General features: G+C 66.6%; 13 protein-coding genes. 9 read left to right on the forward strand and 4 right to left on the reverse strand.

What is annotated here, in order from left to right:
* Window positions 1–33: 33 nt before the first annotated feature.
* Complete coding sequence (locus tag RZR99_RS28250) at window positions 34–597, forward strand: periplasmic heavy metal sensor (protein WP_323123071.1); 564 nt, start codon at window positions 34–36, stop codon at window positions 595–597.
* Between the two features lie 119 nt (window positions 598–716).
* Here the strand turns inward: RZR99_RS28250 and RZR99_RS28255 are convergent, their stop codons facing one another.
* Window positions 717–1,415 carry a pirin family protein gene (locus RZR99_RS28255; protein WP_323123072.1) on the reverse strand — a complete coding sequence of 233 codons (699 nt, stop codon included), beginning with the start codon at window positions 1,413–1,415 and terminating at the stop codon, window positions 717–719.
* A gap of 313 nt (window positions 1,416–1,728) precedes the next feature.
* Here RZR99_RS28255 and RZR99_RS28260 point away from each other — a divergent pair, with 313 nt between their 5' ends.
* The 4 genes from RZR99_RS28260 to RZR99_RS28275 all read left to right on the forward strand — a co-directional run bounded on the left by RZR99_RS28260 (window position 1,729) and on the right by RZR99_RS28275 (window position 4,869).
* Window positions 1,729–2,505 carry an ABC transporter substrate-binding protein gene (locus RZR99_RS28260; RefSeq protein WP_323123073.1) on the forward strand — a complete coding sequence of 259 codons (777 nt, stop codon included), beginning with the start codon at window positions 1,729–1,731 and terminating at the stop codon, window positions 2,503–2,505.
* A 169-nt stretch (window positions 2,506–2,674) separates the two neighbouring features.
* Entirely contained in the window at window positions 2,675–3,364 is a 690-nt protein-coding gene (locus RZR99_RS28265) for an ABC transporter permease (RefSeq protein WP_323123074.1), read from the forward strand.
* Entirely contained in the window at window positions 3,361–4,074 is a 714-nt protein-coding gene (locus RZR99_RS28270; protein WP_323123075.1) for an ABC transporter permease, read from the forward strand. Before RZR99_RS28265 ends, RZR99_RS28270 begins: the two co-directional genes overlap by 4 nt.
* Window positions 4,075–4,089: 15 nt before the next feature.
* The gene (locus RZR99_RS28275) at window positions 4,090–4,869 is read left to right on the forward strand and encodes an ABC transporter ATP-binding protein (RefSeq protein ID WP_323123076.1); all 780 of its coding nucleotides are present in this window, start codon (window positions 4,090–4,092) and stop codon (window positions 4,867–4,869) included.
* Window positions 4,870–4,922: 53 nt separating this feature from the next.
* Here RZR99_RS28275 and RZR99_RS28280 read toward each other — a convergent pair whose 3' ends face one another.
* The gene (locus RZR99_RS28280; protein ID WP_323123077.1) at window positions 4,923–5,420 is read right to left on the reverse strand and encodes a GNAT family N-acetyltransferase; all 498 of its coding nucleotides are present in this window, start codon (window positions 5,418–5,420) and stop codon (window positions 4,923–4,925) included.
* 92 nt (window positions 5,421–5,512) lie between these two features.
* Between RZR99_RS28280 and RZR99_RS28285 the strand changes: the two genes are divergently transcribed.
* The 3 genes from RZR99_RS28285 (at window position 5,513) to RZR99_RS28295 (ending at window position 12,017) form a co-directional block, all read left to right on the forward strand.
* Window positions 5,513–6,475, forward strand: coding sequence for a LysR family transcriptional regulator (locus tag RZR99_RS28285; protein ID WP_323123078.1), 963 nt, complete (start codon window positions 5,513–5,515; stop codon window positions 6,473–6,475).
* Window positions 6,476–6,975: 500 nt separating this feature from the next.
* A complete protein-coding gene (locus RZR99_RS28290; protein WP_323123079.1) occupies window positions 6,976–8,070 on the forward strand; it encodes a porin in 1,095 nt (364 codons plus the stop codon).
* A gap of 914 nt (window positions 8,071–8,984) precedes the next feature.
* Window positions 8,985–12,017, forward strand: coding sequence for a GH92 family glycosyl hydrolase (locus tag RZR99_RS28295; RefSeq protein ID WP_323123080.1), 3,033 nt, complete (start codon window positions 8,985–8,987; stop codon window positions 12,015–12,017).
* Between the two features lie 255 nt (window positions 12,018–12,272).
* On the opposite strand, the gene RZR99_RS28300 is transcribed toward RZR99_RS28295, so the two are convergent.
* Window positions 12,273–12,611: a P-II family nitrogen regulator gene (locus tag RZR99_RS28300; protein ID WP_252982396.1), complete on the reverse strand. Its 339-nt coding sequence runs from the start codon at window positions 12,609–12,611 to the stop codon at window positions 12,273–12,275.
* Between the two features lie 98 nt (window positions 12,612–12,709).
* Window positions 12,710–14,395, reverse strand: a complete 1,686-nt coding sequence (locus RZR99_RS28305; RefSeq protein ID WP_323123081.1) for an NAD+ synthase — start codon at window positions 14,393–14,395, stop codon at window positions 12,710–12,712.
* 106 nt (window positions 14,396–14,501) lie between these two features.
* Here RZR99_RS28305 and RZR99_RS28310 point away from each other — a divergent pair, with 106 nt between their 5' ends.
* Window positions 14,502–15,680, forward strand: a complete 1,179-nt coding sequence (locus RZR99_RS28310; protein ID WP_323123082.1) for a GNAT family N-acetyltransferase — start codon at window positions 14,502–14,504, stop codon at window positions 15,678–15,680.
* Window positions 15,681–15,686 lie beyond the last annotated feature (6 nt).

A 15,686-nucleotide genomic window follows, 5' to 3' on the forward strand; every position in this document is an offset into this window, starting at 1 on the left:
ATCGCCGGACCTTATTAAACAGGAGTTTCCGAAATGTATAAGAAGACGTCCCGCGTGGCCATCGCCGCCGCCGCCGTGCTCGCTCTCACCTTCGGCGCCGCTGCCCGGGCCCAGACCGCCGATGCGCCGCCGGCCGGCCCCGCCGCTCACCAGCCATGGCATGGCGGCCATGAAGGCGGCCCGTTCATGATGATGAAGCGCCTGCACGACAAGCTGAACCTGTCGGCGGCGCAGGAGCAACAATGGCAGGCCGCCGTCGGCACCATGAAGCAGAACGGCGAGGCGATGCGCAAGAACCACGAACAGCTCCGCCAGCAGTTCCAGGCGCAGCAGAACCAGCCGATTCTCGACATGAACGCGCTGCATGCGGCCCGCCAGCAGGTCGAGCAGCAGAACGCGCAGTTGCGCGAGCAGTCGTCGGCCGCCTGGCTGTCGTTCTATAACGGCCTGAACGACCAGCAGAAGACCACGGTCAGCACCGCGTTCAAGGAGCGCATGGCGAAGATGGCGCAGCGCCGCGAGAAGATGAAGCAGCACTGGCAGCAGCACCGCGCGGCGCAGGGCGCCTCGGCAAGCGCGCCGGCCCAGCCGCAGTAACAGAGTGAATCGCGGCCCCTCGCGAGCCGCAAGCGACAACGCCGCGGCAGGGTTCCCCCTGCCGCGGCGTTGTCGCATCGGCGGGAACCCGACAGGCCCCCGCGCCGTCCGGCCCGTCCTCAGGCCAGATCGAACAGCAGCACCTCGGCGCGCTTGCCGTGCTCGAACGACACGGTGTCGATCCCGGCGATCCGCACGCCGTCGCCCGCGGCCAGCGCCTCGCCGTTGACCGATACCTCGCCGCGCGCGACATGCACATAGACCCGCCGCCCGGCCGGCACGCGGAAATCGGCCCGCTCGGCACCGTCGAACAGCCCCGCATGGATCGACGCATCGGTACGCATCGACACCGAGCCGTCGCGCCCGTCTGGCGACGCGACGAGACGCAGCCGGCCGCGCTTGTCGTCGTCGGTGAAGCGCCGCTCCTCGTAGCCGGGCTTGCCGCCCCGCTCGGTCGGCAGCAGCCAGATCTGCAGCAGGTGCAGCGGCTCCTCCCGCGACGCGTTGTATTCGCTGTGCATGATGCCGGTCCCGGCGCTCATCCGCTGCACGTCGCCCGGCCGGATGATCGAGCCGTTGCCCATGCTGTCGCGATGCGCGAGCGCTCCTTCGAGCACATAGGTGACGATCTCCATGTCGCGGTGCGGATGCATGCCGAAGCCGCGCGTCGGCGCGATGCGGTCGTCGTTCAGCACGCGCAGCGCGCCGAACTGGAGGTGCGCTTCGTCGTAGTAGTCGGCGAATGAAAAGCTGTGATGGCTGTCCAGCCATCCATGATTGGCGTGGCCGCGGTCGGCGGCGCGACGAATCTGGAACATGGGGTTCTCCGCTTGAAATTGATCTGTAGCCAATGTATGGGCGGGGTGCCCTTGCAACAATCCGCGCCAATGCACCGGATCGTTGCCTGGATAGAGTCAATTGCCGCACGGGACGAGGGCCGGCAGGCGCCGCCGGTTTCTTCCGGCCCGGGGCCGGCGTTCGGGTAAAATACCGCGCTTTTGGCCGCCCCTCCCCTGGAGGACGCGAGAAAAGCCGGCGAACGCGAATTTTGGCTACCTAGAATACGGCCGGCGCGCGGCGGGCCCGGATTGCTCCGGCCCCGCGGCCCGGGAAGTCTGGAAGAGGAACGACATGAAGAAGCTCGCCCTGTGCGCCCTCCTTGCCCTCGCGGCAGGCGGCGCCTTCGCGAAAGAATGGAAGACCGTGCGGATCGGCGTCGACGCCAGCTATCCGCCGTTCGAATCGACGGCCCCCAGCGGCGACATCGTCGGTTTCGACGTCGACCTGACCCGGGAGGTCTGCAAGCGGATCAACGTGAAGTGCGTGTGGGTCCCGCAGGATCTCGACGGCATCATCCCCGCGCTGAAAGCGAAGAAGTTCGACGTGATCGTGTCGTCGCTGACGATCACCGACAAGCGCCGCGAACAGATCGATTTCTCCGACAAGCTGTACGACGCGCCGGCGCGGATGATCGCGCCGGCAGGCTCGCCGCTGCGGCCGACGCTCGCCTCGCTGAAAGGCCGGCGGGTGGGCGTCGAGCAGGGCTCGACCCAGGAAACCTTCGCGAAGACCTACTGGGAGCCGCAAGGCGTGACGATCGTCCCGTACCAGAACCAGGATCAGGTGTACGCCGATCTGGAATCGGGCCGCCTCGACGCGGCGCTGCAGGATGAGTTGCAAGCCGATTACGGCTTCCTGCGCACCCCGCGAGGCCAGCGTTTCGCGTGGGCCGGCCCGGCCGTGCAGGATCCGAAGACGCTCGGCGACGGCACGGCGATGGGCCTGCGCAAGGAGGACGGCGACCTGAAGGAGAAGATCAACCGGGCGCTGGCCGCCATGCACAAGGACGGCACGTACGACCGGCTGTCGCACCGGTACTTCTCGTTCAGCATCTATTCGGCGAAGTAGGTCGTCGGCCGGGGCCGCCCGCGCAGACGGGCAGGCCGCTCCGGCAGTCGAGGATTCAACCACGCGCTGCCCTCGCCTCGGCCGGGCAGTCCGATACGCACGGGGCGTTCCGCGCAGCAGGCGGGACGCGTCTTTCGCGGCGCCGACGACGCGCCGTCGAGGACTACATATGTTTCTTCAAGGCTACGGCCCGCTGATTCTTTCCGGCACCTGGCAGACCGTCAAACTCGCGGTCCTGTCGCTCGTGCTGTCGTTCCTGCTGGGCCTGCTCGGCGCGACGGCGAAACTGTCGAAGAACCGGCTCTCGCACGGCGCGGGCACGCTCTATACGACGCTGATCCGCGGCGTGCCCGACCTGGTGCTGATGCTGCTGCTGTTCTACAGCCTGCAGATCTGGCTGAACCACCTGACCGACCTGATGAACTGGGACCAGATCGACATCGATCCGTTCGCGGCGGGCGTGCTGGTGCTCGGGTTCATCTACGGCGCGTACTTCACCGAGACCTTCCGGGGCGCGTTCCTGTCGGTGCCGCGCGGCCAGCTCGAGGCGGGCAGCGCGTACGGCATGACCAGTTGGCAGGTGTTCACGCGAATCATGTTCCCGCAGATGATGCGCTTCGCGCTGCCGGGCATCGGCAACAACTGGCAGGTGCTCGTCAAGTCGACCGCGCTGGTGTCGATCATCGGCCTGGCGGACGTCGTGAAGGCGTCGCAGGACGCGGGCAAGGGCACGCTGCGGTTCTTCTTCTTCACGCTGCTGGCCGGGGCGATCTATCTCGCGATCACGACGGTCTCGAACCTCGTGCTGATGTGGCTTGAAAAGCGTTATTCGACCGGCGTCCGAAAGGCAGACCTATGATCGACCTGATCCAAGAATACTGGCGCAACTACCTGTACACCGACGGCTATCGCTTCACCGGCCTCGCGATCACGCTGTGGCTGCTCGTCGTGTCGATCGGCCTCGGGTTCTGCCTGTCGATCCCGCTCGCCGTCGCGCGCGTGTCGAAGCGGAAATGGCTGTCGGGCGCCGTGTGGCTCTATACCTACGTGTTCCGCGGCACACCGCTCTACGTGCAGCTGCTGCTCTGCTACACGGGCCTCTACAGCCTGCAGTTCGTGCGCGGCACGCCGCTGCTCGATTCGTTCTTCCGCGACGGGATGAACTGCACGCTGCTCGCCTTTACGCTCAATACCTGCGCCTACACGACGGAAATCTTCGCCGGCGCGATCAAGGCGACCTCCTACGGCGAGATCGAGGCGGCCCGCGCCTACGGGATGTCGGGCTTCACGCTGTACCGGCGCGTCGTGCTGCCGTCCGCGCTGCGCCGCGCGCTGCCGCTGTACAGCAACGAGGTGATCCTGATGCTGCACGCGACCACCGTCGCGTTCACCGCCACCGTGCCCGACATCCTCAAGATCGCCCGCGACGTGAATTCCGCGACCTACATGTCGTTCCACGCGTTCGGCATCGCCGCCCTTCTCTATCTCGCGATCTCGTTTACGCTCGTGTGGCTGTTCCGCCGCGCCGAGCATCGCTGGCTCGCCTATCTGCGCCCGCAAGGCAAGTAACCGGCAGGAACCTGAATGAATACCCAGATGCACAAGCTTTTCGTCGACGATCTCCACAAGCAGTACGGCAGCAACGAAGTACTCAAGGGCGTGTCGCTGAAGGCGAACGCCGGCGACGTGATCAGCGTGATCGGCTCGTCCGGCTCGGGCAAGAGCACGATGCTCCGCTGCATCAACTTCCTCGAGCAGCCCAATGCGGGCCGCATCTTCGTCGACGGCGAGGAAGTGCGCACCGCGAAGGACAAGACGGGTGCGCTGAAGGCCGCCGATCCGAAGCAGCTGCAGCGCGTGCGCACCAAGCTCGCGATGGTGTTCCAGCACTTCAACCTGTGGTCGCACATGAACGTGCTCGAGAACGTGATGGAGGCGCCGGTGCACGTGCTCGGGCTGTCGAAGCGCGAAGCCGAGGAACGCGCGCGCACCTATCTGGAGAAGGTCGGGCTGGCGCCGCGGGTCGAGAAGCAGTACCCGTCGCATCTGTCAGGCGGCCAGCAGCAGCGGGTGGCGATTGCCCGCGCGCTGGCGATGGATCCTGACGTGATGCTGTTCGACGAGCCGACGTCGGCGCTGGATCCGGAGTTGGTGGGCGAAGTGCTGAAGGTGATGCAGAAGCTGGCGGAGGAAGGCCGGACCATGATCGTCGTCACGCACGAGATGGGTTTTGCGCGCAACGTATCGAATCATGTGATGTTTCTGCATCAGGGCCGCGTCGAGGAAGAAGGCACGCCCGCCGACGTGTTCGGCGGCACGAAGAGCGAACGCCTGAAGCAGTTCCTGTCCGGCAGCCTCAAGTAACGCCCTCCCGGTTCCCGCGCGCGGGCCGCGCCGGAACCGGGTTCGCCCCGCCCTCACCCCGCCGTCGCGGGCGCATCGTTCGCGACCGCGCGCAGCGCGTCGCCCGCCAGCCGATAGCGCACCCACTCGCGCTGCGCGCTCGCACCGAGTCCTTCGTAGAAACGGATCGCCGGCGCGTTCCAGTCGAGCACGCTCCATTCGAAGCGGCCGCAGCCGTGTTCGACCGCGATCCGCGCGAGCGTCTGCAGCAGGCGCTTGCCCGCGCCGCTGCCGCGAAAGCGCGGCGATACGTACAGATCCTCCAGGTACAGGCCCGGCTGGCCGAGCCACGTCGAGTACGAGAAAAAGTACACCGCGAAACCCGCCGCCGCGCCGTCCACCTCGCACATCAGCGCACGCGCGGGCGATGCCGCGCCGAACAGGCTGCGCCCGATCGAGTCGAGCGTCGTGACGACCTGTTCCTCGGCTTTCTCGTAGACCGCCAGCTCGATGATGAAGCGCAGGATCTGCGCGGCGTCGTCGGGTATGGCGGGTCGGATCTGGATAGTCACGGCTGGGGGCTCCTGGTCGGATCGGTCGAAAACGGCGGCCGGCGCGCGCAGGCTGGCGTCGGCGAAACCCTCATGCTACGGTTCGCTTTTGCATGCAGGAAGTGCAATTTCTTCATTCCGATATGAATTTCATGCATCCCAATCTGCGCCGGCTCGACCTTAACCTGCTGCTTGTCTTCGATGCGCTGTTCCGCCATCGCTCCGTCAGCGCGGCCGCCCAGGATATGGCGCTCAGCCCGTCGGCGCTGAGCCACGCGCTGGCGCGGCTGCGCAATGCGACGGGCGACGAACTGTTCGTGCGGCTCGGCAACGAAATGCAGCCCACCGTGCGCGCCGAACAGATGGCAGGCTGGGTCGGCGAAGCGCTCGACGTGATGTCGAAGGGCTTGCAGCACAGCCGCCGCTTCGATCCCGAGCACAGCGATCACACGTTCGTCTTCGCCGCGACCGATTACACCGCGTTCGCCGTGCTGCCCGCCTTCATCGCGCGCATGCAGCACGTCGCGCCGCGGCTGCGCTTCCGGATCGTCTATTCGAGCCGCAGGATCGCCACCGACGAACTCGCGTCGGGGCGCCTCGATTTCGCGCTCGGCTACCACGAGGATCCGGCCGCCGCCGCGCCGGGCATCGAGGAGTCCGACTGGTTTTCCGACGACTACGTGGTGATCGCCAGCGCGCACCATCCCCGGATTCGCGGGCGCTTGAGTCTCGATCAGTACCTGGCCGAACGGCATGTGGTCGTGACGCCGTGGAACGAGACGCGCGGCATGGTCGACGGCGTGCTCGACGCGCTCGGGCTTGCACGGCAAGTCGCCGTGCAGTTGCCCACCGTGCTGGCCGCGCCGTTCATCATCGGCGACTCGGCGCTATTGATGACGGTGCCGCAACGCGCGGCGCAGGCGCTGCGGCATGCGGCGCCGATCCGGATCTTCGACGCGCCGTTCGGCATCCCGCGCTACACGGTCAAGATCTACTCGCACGCGAAGCACGCGCGCACCGATGCGCATCAGTGGATCCGCGCGCAATTGCTGCACGCGGTGCCGTCGTTCGAATGATCCGGACACCCGCTTATTCATTACGAAATCCTTACCGGAATTCTTGCCTCCGCGCTTTACGCCCGCCACTTTTCAGCGTCAATAGTGGCAATCCTTGAGCCACCCGGCTCGAATCTCTGAATCCTTTACCGAGCAAGGGGTTGCGCCTTTTTTTCAGATGCATTTCGGGGTGCTGCCACACACCATTATTGCAATTTGGAGACACGGCCTAGTGAAACAACGATTTTCGTCGCCACCAAATTGTATTTTTGCTAAATTAGTAACCAAAGTAGCAAAACGAAGTTCATGAAAAGTAGTTTTACTTCATGACGACAGGAGACCCCGGCAGGCCATCACTGGCCGCACGGGCCCGCAAACGGCACCCCCGTCCGCTCGCTAACGTGCCCCGCCTATCCGGCCCCGCACGCGGTCTCCCTGGTTATCCCAATTTTGTCCGGAGCACGGTTCCGGACATCTCGCGTAGTACTGGGTTGACTTTTTGACAGGGTATGGAGGAGATGATGAAGAAAGCTTTGCTCGCGGCAGCACTGATGACTGCCGGGGTGGCGGCGCAGGCTCAAAGCAGCGTGACGCTGTACGGCCGTCTGGACGCCGGTATCGAATACATGAGCGGCCTGCCCAGCGCGAACGGCGGTAGCGCCAGCCGCTGGCGCGCGGAGAGCGGCAACTGGGGCACGAGTCTGTGGGGCTTGAAAGGCTCGGAAGACATCGGCGGCGGCAATAAGGTCGTGTTCCAGTTGGAAGGCAGCTTCGACACGATGAGCGGCAACGGCCCCGGCGCCGGCAGCCTCTGGAATCGCTGGGCGACCATCGGTATCGCCAACGACGCCTACGGTACCCTGCTGCTGGGCCGCGAACTCGCGATCGCGAACGGCGTGTGGGACTTCGACCCGTTCGGTCAATCGTCGTGGTCGACGGCATCGCTCGTGCGCGGCCGTAACTGGAACAAGACCAGCAACAACATTTCGTATCAGTCGCCGAAGTATTACGGCCTGGACTTCTACGGCCAGTTCTCGCTGTCGAACTCGACGAGCTTCAACGGCAACACCACGGCGGGCCAGCCGGGTCGCGCGGCAGGCGGCCAGGTCACCTACACGAACTCGCTGATCCAGGTGCGCGGTATCTATGACGAAACGCGCGACAGCAACGGCAAGTTCTCCGACGTGTTCAACTACTCGCGCGAATACTTCGCGGGCGTGAACGTGTTCCTCGGCCAGTTCAAGCTGCAGGCAGCCTACCAAGCCTCGCACGCGGACGGCACGGGCGGCCCGGCGGTCAACAACGGCATCACGACCACCCAGCAGGTGTGGGGCGGCGTGACGTGGCAAGCCACGCCGGCGGCCGCGCTGATCGCAGCCGTCTATCACGTGAACGCGAACAACGGCGGCGGCAACGCCAACATCTACACGGTCGGCGGCTCGTACAACCTGTCGAAGCGCACGCTGCTCGACCTCCAGGTCGCGACGGTGCGCAACAGCAAGACGGCCAACTTCGGCCTGAACGCGAACGGCGCGGGTACCGACGTGTCGACCGGCAATCCGAAATTCGGCGGCAGCCAGACGGGCGTGTACGCCGGCATCCAGCATCTGTTCTAAACCGACGGAACCACTCCGTTCGATCTAGCAAGAGTTTTCACGCTGCTGCGAGAGGCGCGTATCGGTGCGATACCCAACCGGGTATCGCACCATTTTTTATGGGCGCGAGATACGCCGCGCGTCGTGCGGGCGTGATGACGCGCCCCCATCGCAAGCACCGGATCAGGGTGGGGTCCGGCCGGATCCGCGACGAGCGCGCGCCTGCGGGAACAGGTTGAATACGATCGGCCCCGTGCCGTTGCCGGCCCACTCGCCGACCTCATTCGGCGGGAACCGGTTTCCTCCCGACGCGCACCGCGTCGCGATCCGCCCGTGCTCCCGATTTCCGCTCCACGGGTTGCGCAACGCAATTCCGCCGGCGGCCGAATTCGCCTCGACCGGCGCGTGCGTCGAAAAAGTCACGCGGCGCATCGCGCCGGCGTGCCGGCCATAGCAATGGGTATCGGTTCGCGCACTACGGATTCCGATCCGCTCACGCTATGCGGTCAAGGTCGAACGACAACGCAAAGGCGCGAGACGCGCCTCCATACGCGCTTCCCCCAAGAAAGGATTCGCTGTTCCGATGCGCCGCGTGAGCCATCCCGCCCGACGTCCCGGCGGCCTGCCGCGCAACGCCGCATCCCTCCCCTTCATTCGCACGCGGGGCTGCCGCCACGGCTGTTTAGCGCGTTTAAGTAAATTCGCCGACAGGGTTTCCTTGACAGCGTTGCGCAGATAGTTATGCTTTGTAAGCAACCTGACGCGCAGACGTAAGCAAGCTTCGAATTCGGCGACAGGCGCATATAAGCCAATTCATTAGTAATGCGATATTTAAGAGCGGTTTCGCCGCCACCCGGTTTTGGGCTCCGCAGGAACGCGGGCACCAGACGAAGCCGGGGCGGACACACCGCCAAGCTCATTCACAAGGAGGGCACATGCGAGGAAGACACTACGGCACGCTCATGGCGTGCCTGATGGGCCTGCTGCTGGGCGGCTGCAACGGCGACGACGGCGCGGCTTCGTCTCCGCTCGCCAAAGCGGCCGGCAGCGGCACGGCAAACGCGGGGAATGCAACGCAGGCCGGCGCGAACGGCGCGGCGAACGTCACGGCGAACACCGCACAGGCGGGCGCCGACGACGTCGCCGCCGAACCCTACGTCAAGGCCGCGCTGACCCAATACGTGAATCCGTTCATCGGCACGGCCAACGCCAGCGCCAAGGCCTCCGACCCGGTGCCGGCCGGCGAGCGCGGCGGCACGTTCCCCGGTGCGACGACGCCGTTCGGGATGGTCCAGTGGTCGCCGATGACGCCGAGCATCAAGCCGGGAGGCGGCAAGGACACGCCGGTCGGCTACGTGTACACCGAGAACACCATCATCGGCTTTCCGCTCACGCAGATGAGCGGCTCCGGATGCGACGGCAATTCCGGCGAACTGCCGATCATGCCCACGTTCGACCCCGCCGCCGTCGCTTCGAATCTCGTCAAGCCGGTAGCGAACTTCAAGCATGAAAACGAAACGGCATCGCCGGGCTACTATCGCGTCGCGCTAAACGACGGCATCACGGCCGAGCTGACCGCGACGACCCGCACCGGCTTCGGCCGCTTCAGCTTTCCGGACGGCACGAAGCCGGCGACGCTCGTGATCGACGCGACGCGCACCAACACCAAGACGTCGACGACCGGCAGCATGAGCTACAGCGGCAACGACGCGCTGTCCGGTTCGACGGTCGGCGGCGGCTTCTGCGGCGCCCGCAACTACACGGTCTACTTCCACATCCAGTTCGACCGGAACATCGACAAGACCGCGAGCGACCTCGGCAAGGGCAACGCGAAGATCCGCTTCGCGGCCAAGAACGGGCCGGTCCTGATGAAAGTGGCGCTGTCCTATGTCAGCGCCGCCAACGCGAAACGGAATCTCGATGCGGAAAACCCGTCGACGAACTGGAATTTCGACGCCGTGCGCAAGGCCGCGAACGACGCATGGGACGCGCGCCTGAACGCGATCCAGGTCGCGGGCGGCTCGAACACCGACAAGCGCAAGTTCTATACCGCGCTCTATCACTCGCTGCTGTCGCCGAACATCAACAGCGACGTGAACGGCGACTACATCGGCTTCGACCAGAAGGTCCATCAGGTGGCGAGCGGCCGCACCCAATACGTCAACTACTCGAACTGGGACATCTACCGCAGTCTGATGCCGCTCCTCGGCATGCTGTACCCGCGCGAGACGAGCGACATGCTGCAGTCGCTCGTCACCGACGCCGACCAGTGCGGCGCCATTCCCCGCTGGTCGCCGATCAACGTCGATCAGGGCATCATGCCGGGCGACTCCGGCGTGCCCGCCGTCGTCGGCGGCTATGCGTTCGGCGCGACCGGCTTCGATACCGCCGGCGCGCTCAAGTACATGAAGCTGGCGGGCAACAAGCGCGTCGTCCGCTGCGGCTCGACGATTCCCCGCGACGCCGACGACCGGATGGGCGACCACCTGGTACGCGGCTACGTATCGCTCAGCCGCGGCTGGTGGGCCGGATCGCTCACGCCGGAGTTCAGCACGGTGGATTTCGCGATCGCGTCGTTCGCGCAATCGCTCGGCGACGATGCCGCGCACCGTCAGTTCCTCGCGCGCGCCGCGCAGTGGAAGAACATGTACAACGCGCAGCAGAAGCAGATCCTGCCGCGCTACGACGACGGCTCGTGGAACCTGTCGCCCGTTCCGAATCAGGACATGGTCGAAGGCAACGCCGAGCAGTACACGTGGATGATGACGCACGACACGCGCGGGCTGTTCGCGCTCGCCGGCGGCAACGACGCCGTCGTCAAGCGGCTCGACGACTATTTCTCCGACCTCAACGCGGGGATGTCGCCGCCGCACTTCTACATCGGCAACGAGCCGAGCTTCGCGTCGCCGTGGCTCTACAACTGGGCCGGCGCGCCGTGGCGCACGCAGAAAGTGGTGCGCGACATCGTCAACGGCAACCCCGGCGAGAAGATCGCCGCGGTGTTCAGCGACGGCCCCGGGGGCCTGCCCGGCAACGACGACCTCGGCGCGGTATCGTCGTGGTACGTGTGGGCGGCGCTGGGCGCGTATCCGGCGATCCAGTCGGTCGGCGGACTGGCGCTGCACGCGCCCGTATTCGACAAGGCCGTGGTGCGCTGGGCCGACGGCGCGAAGCAGCTCGTGATCAACACCAGCGGCAACGGCGTCGAATCGCGCTACGTCCAGAGCGCCACGCTCAACGGCAAGACGCTCGACGCGCCGTGGGTGTGGCTGAAGGACGACCTGCGCGCGGTGGCGAAGCTCGACATCGCGCTGGGCTCCGCTCCGTCGCAATGGGGGAAGGCCGGCGCCGGCCGCCTGCCGTCCTACGGCCTCGACGGCTTCGCGAGCGTCGCCGACGCGGTCAACAACGTCGGAGCCGGCGCGAAAGGCTCGAAACCGGATCTCGCCGCCGAGGGCTACACCTTCGACGGCGCCGGCTGGCGCTATTCGCAGGAAGCCCTGGCCTCGGCCGGTGCGAAACCGAACGCGGTCCTCAACCTCAACGGCATGACGTTCGCGTGGCCGGACGGCAAGACAGGGCTCGACAACATGATCGTGCAGGGCCAGACGATCACCTTCGCGACGCCGGTGCGCGGCAAATCGCTGTCGCTGCTGGGCAGCGCGAGCAGCGGCCCGTCGGCCGGCAAGCTGACCGTGACCTACGCCGACGGCACGCAGGCGACCTTCGACCTGAAGTTCGACGACTGGACCCTGAACGGCGGAAGCCGGCAACCCGGCGCCTACAACACGATCGCGCTGACGACCCGGACCCGGGTGCAGATGGACGGCAGCGAGGACGGCGTCTCGGCGAAGGTGTTCCAGTGGACGCAAGCGCTCGATCCGGCGCGCGCGGTCAGGAGCGTGACGTTCCCCTATCAGGTCGACCAGGGCCGCCAGCACGTGTTCGCGATGGCGGTGGGCGGATAGCGCGACCGGGTTGGCCGGCAGTCGCCGGGCGCGCGGACCGCGGGTAGCGGGTCCGCTCCGCTCGGCGATGGCAGGGAAGCGTCACGCCGTACCCGGGAATGCGAGATCGGGATGGACAAGCGCCGTGCGAACCCCGACGTGTTGGGAAACGGCCGGGGCACGGAGCCGCCGGACGCCGGGCCCGGCGGCATGCGGCGAACCCCGCGGCGGTAAAAGAAAACGGAACGACGCAACGGCGCATCGCGCGCCGTTCGCTCAGACCGCGGCTTCGTTCTCCTCGCCCGTGCGGATCCGAATCACCCGCTCGACGTCCGACACGAAGATCTTGCCGTCGCCGATCTTGCCCGTGCGCGCGGCGCCGATCACAGCGTCGATCACCTGATCGACCTGGCTCGCCGCGACGACCACCTCGATCTTCATCTTCGGCAGGAAATCGACCACGTATTCCGCGCCGCGATACAGCTCCGTATGCCCTTTCTGGCGGCCGAACCCCTTCACTTCGGTCACGGTGAGGCCCGTCAGACCGACTTCGGCGAGCGCCTCGCGAACCTCGTCCAGCTTGAACGGCTTGATGATGGCGGTGATGCGTTTCATGATGAATCCCCCTCTGTGCTCTGATTGGATAAAACCGCGCGGATTGATTCTACGCCGGGCGGGACGGCCGGCGCCGCGGCGCCGCGCATCCCGCCCGCTCAGTCGATGCTTTCGGTGAAGCGCGACGTGATCGGATAACGCCAGTCGCGCCCGAACGCGCGATGCGTGACGCGAATCCCGATCGGCGCCTGACGCCGCTTGTACTCGTTGATCTTGATGAGCCGCGTGACGCGCGCCACGTCGGCGGGCGCATAGCCGGCCGCGACGATCTCGGCGAGCGGCCGGTCCTCTTCCATGTACATCCGCATGATCGCGTCGAGCACCTCGTACGGCGGCAGGCTGTCCTGGTCGGTCTGGTTCTCGCGCAGCTCGGCCGACGGCGCGCGCGTCAGGATCCGCTCGGGAATGATGTCGAGCTTGCCGTACTCGGCCGCCGCGTTGCGGTACCGGCACAGCCGGTACACGAGCGTCTTCGCGATGTCCTTGATGACGGCGAAGCCGCCCGCCATGTCGCCGTACAGCGTGCAGTAGCCGACCGCCATCTCGCTCTTGTTGCCTGTCGTCAGCACGATCGAGCCGAACTTGTTCGACAGCGCCATCAGCAGCGTGCCGCGAATCCGCGCCTGGATGTTCTCCTCGGTCGCATCCTCCGCGCGGCCGGCGAATTCCCCGGCGAGCGACGCGCGGAACGCGTCGAACATCGGCGCGATCGCGATCTCGTCGTAGCGCACGCCGACGCGGCGCGCCATCTCGGCCGCGTCCGTCGTCGAGATGTCGGCGGTGTAGCGCGACGGCATCATCACCGCGCGCACCCGGTCCGCGCCGAGCGCGTCGCACGCGATCGCCAGCACGAGCGCCGAATCGACGCCGCCCGACAGGCCGATCAACGCCCCCGGAAACCCGTTCTTGCCGATGTAGTCGCGCACGCCGAGCACCAGCGCGCGATAGACCTGCGCGTCCGTCGACAACGCCGGCGCGATCGCGCCGGGCAGCGGCCGCGCGCCGTCGAACTCGACGATCGCATGCCCCTCGTCGAACTGCGGCAGCTTCGCGACCAGTTCGCCCGCGCCGTCGAGCACGAACGAGCCGCCGTCGAACACCAGTTCGTCCTGCGCGCCGACCAGATTCACATACACCATCGGCAGGCCGGTCTCGCGAATCCGCGCGCGCAGGATGTCGATCCGCACCGCCTCCTTGTTCATGTGATACGGCGAACCGTTCGGCACGATCAGCACCTGCGCGCCGGCCGCCTTCGCGATCTGCGCGGCCGACGCATGCCAGACGTCCTCGCAGATCACGACGCCGTAGCGCACGCCGCGCAGCTCGAACACGAACGGCTCGGCGTCGGTCGCGAAGTAGCGGCGTTCGTCGAACACCTCGGCGTTCGGCAGATCCTGCTTGCGATACGTGCCGGCAACCTCGCCGCCGACGATCAGCGACGCCGCGTTGTAGGTGTCGCCGGGCGCCGCGCCGCGCTCGATCGGGCGGTTTGCATTACCATCGGCGCTTGGCGCGCGCAGCGGATGGCCGACCAGCACCGCGAGGCCATCGAACGGCTTCAGTTGTGCGGCAAGCTCGGCGAGCGCCGCGGCGGACGCCGCGTAGAACGCGGGACGCAGCAGCAGATCCTCGGGCGGATAGCCCGACAGCGCAAGCTCCGGCGCGATCAGCAGCTGCGCACCATCGTTGTGCGCGTCGCGCGCGGCGGCCACCAGTCTGGCGACATTGCCGGCGAAATCGCCGACGGTGACGTTGAGTTGGGCTAGAGCGATACGGGTCTTCATGACGGATCAGCGCGGCCTCGCGGGCCGCTTGCGCGAACGGCTTTGGACAAACCGGCAGGCGGCGCGACGCAGCGCCGGCCGCCTGGAACGAAACGGATTCACACCGTTGAAACACGAACGCTTCGATTATCGCATGGGCATTCTGTCGTCTCCGCTCGAAGCGGATGCGGCCGAATGGGATGCACTCGTCGCCCGCGAAGCGCGGCCGACGCCCTTTCTCCGGCACGCGTTCCTGAGCGCGCTGCACGACGCGCAGTGCGCGGTCGACGGCACCGGCTGGTCGCCGCGCTTCGTCGTGCTCACCGACGCGCGCACCGGCCGGCTCGCCGCCGCCGCGCCCGTCTACCTGAAGTCCCATTCCTATGGCGAATATGTGTTCGACTGGGCGTGGGCCGATGCGTACCAGCGCAACGGCGTGCCGTACTACCCGAAGCTGCTGTGCGCGGTGCCGTTCACGCCCGTGCAGGGCAGCCGGCTGCTGGCGGAAAACGACGCCGCGCGCCGCCAGCTGGCCGCCACGCTGGTCGCACTGGCCGAACAGAGCGACGTGTCGTCGCTGCACGTGCTGTTTCCGACCGAGGCGGAAGCCGGCATGCTCGGCGAGCTGGGCATGATGCTGCGCGAAGGCGTGCAGTTCCACTGGCTCAACCGCGCCTACCGCGATTTCGACGCGTTCCTCGCGACGCTCGAACAGAAGAAGCGCAAGAACATCCGCGCGGAGCGCCGCAAGGTCGCGGACGCGGGCGTCACGTTCCGGCGCGTGCGCGGCGAGGACGCGACCGATGCCGACTGGCGCTTCTTCACCCGCTGCTATCAGCATACCTATCGCGAGCACTACTCGACGCCCTACCTGAATCTGGCGTTCTTCCGCGCGCTCGGCGCGACGATGCCCGACAACCTGCTGCTCGTGATCGCGGAACGCGCGGGCAAGCCGATCGCCAGCGCCCTCGCCGTCTATCGGCGCGACGCGGACGGCGGCGGCACGCTGTACGGCCGCTACTGGGGTACGCTCGAACAAGTGCCGTGCCTGCACTTCGAGACCGCGTACTACCAACTGCTCGAATTCTGCATCGAGGCCGGGCTGGATACCTTCGAGGGCGGGGCGCAAGGCGAGCACAAGCTCGCGCGCGGTTTCCTGCCGACCGTCACGCGCTCCGCGCACTGGCTCGCGCATCCGGCGTTCGCGGACGCGATCGGCCGCTTCCTCGATCGCGAGACCGAACACATCCACGCCTACGTCGACGAATTGCGCGATCACGATCCGTTCAAGGAAGGCTCGCGTTAGCCGTCA

Source organism: Burkholderia alba (assembly GCF_034721475.1).
GTDB lineage: Bacteria > Pseudomonadota > Gammaproteobacteria > Burkholderiales > Burkholderiaceae > Burkholderia > Burkholderia alba.

What these genes read in the sequence shown, in the direction of transcription:
- RZR99_RS28250 (WP_323123071.1), top strand. Translation starts at nt 34, where the DNA reads ATGTATAAGAAGACGTCCCGCGTGGCCATCGCCGCCGCCGCCGTGCTC.
- RZR99_RS28255 (WP_323123072.1), bottom strand. Translation starts at nt 1,415, where the DNA reads ATGTTCCAGATTCGTCGCGCCGCCGACCGCGGCCACGCCAATCATGGA.
- RZR99_RS28260 (WP_323123073.1), top strand. Translation starts at nt 1,729, where the DNA reads ATGAAGAAGCTCGCCCTGTGCGCCCTCCTTGCCCTCGCGGCAGGCGGC.
- RZR99_RS28265 (WP_323123074.1), top strand. Translation starts at nt 2,675, where the DNA reads ATGTTTCTTCAAGGCTACGGCCCGCTGATTCTTTCCGGCACCTGGCAG.
- RZR99_RS28270 (WP_323123075.1), top strand. Translation starts at nt 3,361, where the DNA reads ATGATCGACCTGATCCAAGAATACTGGCGCAACTACCTGTACACCGAC.
- RZR99_RS28275 (WP_323123076.1), top strand. Translation starts at nt 4,090, where the DNA reads ATGAATACCCAGATGCACAAGCTTTTCGTCGACGATCTCCACAAGCAG.
- RZR99_RS28285 (WP_323123078.1), top strand. Translation starts at nt 5,513, where the DNA reads ATGCAGGAAGTGCAATTTCTTCATTCCGATATGAATTTCATGCATCCC.
- RZR99_RS28290 (WP_323123079.1), top strand. Translation starts at nt 6,976, where the DNA reads ATGAAGAAAGCTTTGCTCGCGGCAGCACTGATGACTGCCGGGGTGGCG.
- RZR99_RS28295 (WP_323123080.1), top strand. Translation starts at nt 8,985, where the DNA reads ATGCGAGGAAGACACTACGGCACGCTCATGGCGTGCCTGATGGGCCTG.
- RZR99_RS28300 (WP_252982396.1), bottom strand. Translation starts at nt 12,611, where the DNA reads ATGAAACGCATCACCGCCATCATCAAGCCGTTCAAGCTGGACGAGGTT.
- RZR99_RS28305 (WP_323123081.1), bottom strand. Translation starts at nt 14,395, where the DNA reads ATGAAGACCCGTATCGCTCTAGCCCAACTCAACGTCACCGTCGGCGAT.